Raw genomic sequence first — 4597 nt, 5'->3', positions numbered from 1 at the left:
TGCTGAGCTGTGATGGGGAAGCTCCTTATGGAGCGAAGTCTTTGATTCCCCGCTGCCAAGAAAAGCTTCTAGCGAGATAAAAGGTGCCTGTACCGCAAACCGACACAGGTAGGCGAGGAGAGAATCCTAAGGTGTGCGAGAGAACTCTGGTTAAGGAACTCGGCAAAATGACCCCGTAACTTCGGGAGAAGGGGTGCTTTCTTAACGGAAAGCCGCAGTGAATAGGCCCAAGCGACTGTTTAGCAAAAACACAGCTCTCTGCGAAGCCGTAAGGCGAAGTATAGGGGGTGACACCTGCCCGGTGCTGGAAGGTTAAGGAGAGGGGTTAGCGTAAGCGAAGCTCTGAACTGAAGCCCCAGTAAACGGCGGCCGTAACTATAACGGTCCTAAGGTAGCGAAATTCCTTGTCGGGTAAGTTCCGACCCGCACGAAAGGTGTAACGATTTGGGCACTGTCTCAACCAGAGACTCGGTGAAATTATAGTACCTGTGAAGATGCAGGTTACCCGCGACAGGACGGAAAGACCCCGTGGAGCTTTACTGTAGCCTGATATTGAATTTTGGTACAGTTTGTACAGGATAGGCGGGAGCCATTGAAACCGGAGCGCTAGCTTCGGTGGAGGCGCTGGTGGGATACCGCCCTGACTGTATTGAAATTCTAACCTACGGGTCTTATCGACCCGGGAGACAGTGTCAGGTGGGCAGTTTGACTGGGGCGGTCGCCTCCTAAAGTGTAACGGAGGCGCCCAAAGGTTCCCTCAGAATGGTTGGAAATCATTCGTAGAGTGCAAAGGCATAAGGGAGCTTGACTGCGAGACCTACAAGTCGAGCAGGGACGAAAGTCGGGCTTAGTGATCCGGTGGTTCCGCATGGAAGGGCCATCGCTCAACGGATAAAAGCTACCCCGGGGATAACAGGCTTATCTCCCCCAAGAGTCCACATCGACGGGGAGGTTTGGCACCTCGATGTCGGCTCATCGCATCCTGGGGCTGTAGTCGGTCCCAAGGGTTGGGCTGTTCGCCCATTAAAGCGGTACGCGAGCTGGGTTCAGAACGTCGTGAGACAGTTCGGTCCCTATCCGTCGTGGGCGTAGGAAATTTGAGAGGAGCTGTCCTTAGTACGAGAGGACCGGGATGGACGCACCGCTGGTGTACCAGTTGTTCTGCCAAGGGCATAGCTGGGTAGCTATGTGCGGAAGGGATAAGTGCTGAAAGCATCTAAGCATGAAGCCCCCCTCAAGATGAGATTTCCCATAGCGTAAGCTAGTAAGATCCCTGAAAGATGATCAGGTTGATAGGTTCGAGGTGGAAGCATGGTGACATGTGGAGCTGACGAATACTAATAGATCGAGGACTTAACCATATAATATGTAGCAATGTTATCTAGTTTTGAAGGAATATGCCTTCATAGTTTGGTGATGATGGCAGAGAGGTCACACCCGTTCCCATACCGAACACGGAAGTTAAGCTCTCTAGCGCCGATGGTAGTTGGGACCTTGTCCCTGTGAGAGTAGGACGTCGCCAAGCAAAAACCTAAGTCGTTTCGACTTAGGTTTTTTTGTGTTTATTTTTATTATTTTAAATTTAAAGGTAAGAATTACCTTTATAAGAATATAGTCCAGATGTAACAAGAATGTTTGTGATCTTATATAAAAAGGTTATATGAAAAGTAGCAATCTGGTCATCTCCCTGTCAAGTAGACAGAAATAAAAAGAGTATTATGCCACGGCCTTTTCCCGATATTCTATCGGGGAAAGGCCGTGAAGTTTTTCTTGGAATCTTTCTGTATTATAAAATTGAATATATTCTTGAATTGCTCGGTAGGCCATTTCATATGTTTTTGGGCACACTAAATACAACTTCTCTGTTTTTAAATGTGAGAAGAATGATTCGATACACGCATTATCAAAACAGTTTCCACGTCTAGAATGACTACCGACAAATCCTAATTTCTCTAACTGTTTTGCGTAGGATTTAGATGTATATTGAAACCCTTGATCTGAATGGAAAAGGGGCTTAGTAGTTAATGACTTCCCTTCTAATTGACGTAATGTAGTTAAAACCAAATCTAAATCATTTCTTGAAGATAGCTTCCAGGCAACAATTTCATTGTTGTATAAATCTAACACAGCCGACAAATAGGCAAATTGTTCTCCGATTCGTACATAAGTAATATCTGTTACGAATTTTTGATTTTGCTTTTCAGCTTGAAACTCTCGATTCAAATGATTTTTAAATACCACAGATGTTTTTCTTCCATAAAACGGACGTTTTTTTCGAATGATAGATTGAATACCCAGCTCTCTCATAAGACGACGAACACGTTTATGATTCATTACCATTCCTTCTCGAGCCAAAGCACGAGTCATACGTTTATACCCATAGTAAGGGTGCTGACGATGAATAGATAAAATATGTTCTTTATGCCACATATCCCTTTTCTGACGTAAACGCTGCACGTTATGATATTTCCGCCATTTATAGTAGCCAGCCTTAGAAACTTCCGCGATTTGAAGCAACCATCGGAGTGGATAGGCTTGGCGTAATGAATCGATAAGAGAAAATCGTTCTTTCTTTAGGACCATTCCTTCCCGTGTAGATTTGGATTGCGCTTTTTTAAATACTCAACCTGTGCCTTCAAATAAGCATTTTCTTCTTCTAGACTATTAAAATTCTTTCGATTCCAGACACCACGTTGATCATCAAAGGACTCCCCTTGTTGCGCACGTTTTACCCACTCAATAATCTGGGCATCGCTCTTCACACCGAGTTGTTCACGAATTTCTCGCAATGATTTTCTCTCTTCTAATCGAAGACGAACTGCTTCTCGCTTTAGTTCTTCTGTATATTTTTGAAATGATTGTCCTTTTCTTGCCATAAAAAAATCCCCTCCAGATAAAACAGTATTGAGTCCATCATATCAGATGGACTCTTTTTTTACTGTCTACCTATAGGGGATAATACCAATCTAGCTCTTTTAACATAACCTTTTGTGTTTTTAAAGGATTTTACATTAGAAAAAATCTATAATTAAGGTAGTTAACATATATTTTTGATGGGTGTGGGGGATTATGAAAGAAATATGCATGTTATTAGTGGCTGTTATATTATGGGGCACAGCCATTGCGCCAACAAAATGGGCGTTAGAATCTATTCAGCCGTTTACTTTGTTGTTTATTCGTCTTTTCTTTGCAGGTGGAATTTGTATGCTATTCTCATTTAAGCAACTACAAAAATCAGTTGTACATAAAAAAGTTCCATGGAAAAGAATGAGTTTGTTAGCTTTTACCGGTGTAGCTGGTTATTTTATGTTTACATCCTACGGTATTTCTTTAACCAGTGGATTACATGTGAGTATTATAGATGCTGCATTACCATTAGTTACAATTCTTTTTTCAGCACTCTTTTTGAAAGAGAAAATTCGATTGAATTATTGGATAGGAATTATATTGGGTGCTATAGGAGTACTCTTTATTACGATTCCATCTAAAAGTGCTAATCAAGAAGTGTCTTTAATAGGAGATATACTGATATTATTAAGTACTTTTCTATTTGCTTTCTACACAGTTTTGCTAAAACGGCCAAAACAAGAACAGTATTTATCAAACGAGGTTTTTACAACATTAACTTTAATTATTGGAGCTGTTATTCTCTTACCGTTTGCACTGGTAGAAATTTTTTATTACGGTCTCCCAAAGGTTGAAACTTGGAAAACGGGACTTAGTGTAATATACCTTGTTATTGGAGCAACAATTTTAGCATATTGGTTTTGGAATAAAGCGCTAGAGAGAGTTTCAGCATCAGTAAGCGGATTATATTTAAATGCATTACCATTAATAAGTATTGTTACTTCAATTATTCTATTAAATGAATCTCTGACATGGAGAGTAATAATGGGAGCGAGTTTAGTTTTAATCGGAGTAGGATGGGCGGATAAGCAAAAGTTATGTAATCTATTAAAAGGTAACAAGGTGGAGAATAGAGACTGTTAAACAGTATGATTTATATAATTGAAATGTTAAAAAGATACCTTATATATGAGGTATCTTTTTTATTTAGCAAAGATAATAGACTAAAGTTAGTATGGATATTCTTTGCTGTATTTATATGTGTCGAAATCATTTTGAAATATTGTTTGGACAAGTTGTATACATTCAGTATCATAAAAGCTTTCAAAAGTCGGATGACGGGGAAATAAAGGATCAGTAATATCGCCTTCGCTAAAATCCCCTTTATAAATCATGGCGGGAGTTTGATGATGCCATGATGTTGAGAACTCATTTATTGGTGCGGTTTTTAATTCGAAACGCTTTTCTAATTCTTTCATTTCCTGATCGAAGTTTTCTAAGTATATATAATTGGTCACATATTCTTCTTCACCAGCTATATATTGTTGTGTGAAATGTGGGTTAATATCACTTGCGTGAGCTCCTTTCATAAATAGATAGTATAGAAATTGTTTAAATGAGATCCCTTTGGAGGAATTTTCATCTTGATATAAAAACTTTCGGATGGGTTTCCATTCGGGATGTTCCATATAAGGAGGTCCAATTAAGGATACGAAAGAACTGACTGCTCTCCTATAAGGGTTACGAACGA

3 protein-coding genes and 2 rRNA genes (1 of these 5 cut by a window edge) are annotated in these 4597 nt (G+C 40.2%); 3 read left to right on the top strand and 2 right to left on the bottom strand.

Annotation, left to right across the window (positions count from 1 at the left end):
- Both B9A45_RS28845 and rrf read left to right on the top strand, forming a co-directional pair.
- Positions 1 to 1361: ribosomal RNA gene (locus B9A45_RS28845) — 23S ribosomal RNA — on the top strand; the annotation flags it as partial.
- Between the two features lie 48 nt (positions 1362 to 1409).
- Positions 1410 to 1525 (top strand): 5S ribosomal RNA (gene rrf / locus B9A45_RS28840).
- Between the two features lie 191 nt (positions 1526 to 1716).
- Here rrf and B9A45_RS28835 read toward each other — a convergent pair.
- Positions 1717 to 2876 (bottom strand): IS3-like element ISBth8 family transposase gene (locus tag B9A45_RS28835; RefSeq protein ID WP_087874946.1). Its coding sequence is split into 2 segments (ribosomal slippage): positions 1717 to 2618 and positions 2618 to 2876, totalling 1161 coding nucleotides; the frame shifts between segments, so codons are not numbered across the junction.
- Between the two features lie 193 nt (positions 2877 to 3069).
- Here B9A45_RS28835 and B9A45_RS28830 point away from each other — a divergent pair.
- Positions 3070 to 3990 carry a DMT family transporter gene (locus B9A45_RS28830; protein WP_000658284.1) on the top strand — a complete coding sequence of 307 codons (921 nt, stop codon included), beginning with the start codon at positions 3070 to 3072 and terminating at the stop codon, positions 3988 to 3990.
- Positions 3991 to 4076: 86 nt separating this feature from the next.
- On the opposite strand, the gene B9A45_RS28825 is transcribed toward B9A45_RS28830, so the two are convergent.
- Positions 4077 to 4597, bottom strand: partial view of a sulfotransferase family 2 domain-containing protein gene (locus B9A45_RS28825; RefSeq protein ID WP_000483022.1) — the 3' portion only. Its footprint extends 271 nt past the window's final position; only the last 521 of its 792 coding nucleotides appear in the window; its start codon lies beyond the right edge, outside the window; it ends in the stop codon at positions 4077 to 4079.

The sequence above is a fragment of the Bacillus sp. JKS001846 genome (genome assembly GCF_900176455.1).
Lineage (GTDB): Bacteria > Bacillota > Bacilli > Bacillales > Bacillaceae_G > Bacillus_A > Bacillus_A cereus.
This window is presented reverse-complemented; position numbering and strand designations above follow the sequence as displayed.